Source organism: Pontibacter diazotrophicus (assembly GCF_003367245.1).
GTDB classification, from domain to species: domain Bacteria; phylum Bacteroidota; class Bacteroidia; order Cytophagales; family Hymenobacteraceae; genus Pontibacter; species Pontibacter diazotrophicus.
Genome location: NZ_QRGR01000080.1, coordinates 1 through 1,052 on the forward strand (window position 1 = coordinate 1; position 1,052 = coordinate 1,052).

The 1,052-nt window shown below is 59.7% G+C and carries 2 protein-coding genes; both read right to left on the minus strand.

The features are described from left to right. A partial coding sequence (locus DXT99_RS26745; RefSeq protein ID WP_115568655.1) for an IS630 family transposase occupies nucleotides 1-520 on the minus strand: 520 nt, incomplete at its 3' end. A gap of 59 nt (nucleotides 521-579) precedes the next feature. Next, a partial coding sequence (locus DXT99_RS26750) for a helix-turn-helix domain-containing protein (RefSeq protein ID WP_181885294.1) occupies nucleotides 580-1,052 on the minus strand: 473 nt, incomplete at its 5' end.

Sequence of the window (1,052 nt, forward strand, 5' to 3'; positions counted from 1 at the left end):
CCTGCGCGACAGCCTTTTTGATGTAGGGATATCCAGTCAGGGAGGCTATTTGCTGTGAGGAGTAGCCCTTGGCGGTGTTTTCTATCCACTGCTCCAACTCTCCTTCATCCTTGAAGTTGTTGAAGGCCACTTTTCCCTTCATGTCCTCCCAGAGCCTTTCCACGGGGTTAAGTTCCGGGTTGGAGGAGGGCAGGAAGACCAGGCGCACATTCTCCGGCACCTTCAGTTCCTTTGCCTTGTGGTAGCCGGCCTTGTCGAGGAGGATGACCTTGAACACCTCCGGCTCATGAGCGGCGAACTCGGTGAGCATGTACTCGAAGTAGAGCGTGTTCACGTGGGGAGCGGTGACAAAAAAACAGGCGCCTCTCAGGGGCTCCACCATCCCGTAGCAGTAGCGGTAGATGAAGCGGTGCTGGTAAGGCCCCACCGGCTTGACGCCCGCCAGCGTGATGGCCCTCCTGAGCACGGTCATCAGCCCGAACCTGCTCTCGTCCTGGAAGTAGAGCTTCCACTCCCTCACCTTTCCTTCCCTGGCCAGGGGGGTGTAGTAGCGCCGCAGGACAAAGGTCAGCAGCAGGCTCAGTTTTTTTTATACTTCTCCTCGTAGGCCGCGTCTTTCTTGATGTTGCTCTTCCTGACCACCTTCAGCTTTGCCCCCAGGTGGCGGCGCACGAAGCGGTGCACGTGCTCGTAGCTCAAGGCGATGCGGTGCTCCTCCAGCAGCCACAGGTGAATCTGCCTGTAGGAGGTGAAGTAGCCAGTGGGGGAGGACAGCCGCTGCCTGAGTTCCTCCAACACCTTCCCTTTTATGGCCGATTCCCTCTTGTGGCCGCCGGGGTCCACGCGCAGGCAGGCCTCCAGCCCCTTTTCCCTGTAGCACCGGAACCACTGCCCGACCGCGTGCCGCTCGTAGCCCACTTCTCTGGCTATCTGCCCGTACTCCACTGCCTGCCCGCTCCTGTAGAGGTAGAAGGCCCGCAGCCTTGCCTGCGCCAGCGGGTGAGACTCTTTTCTGCCACGCCTCAGCAAATCCCCTGCGCTTTCTCTGATGT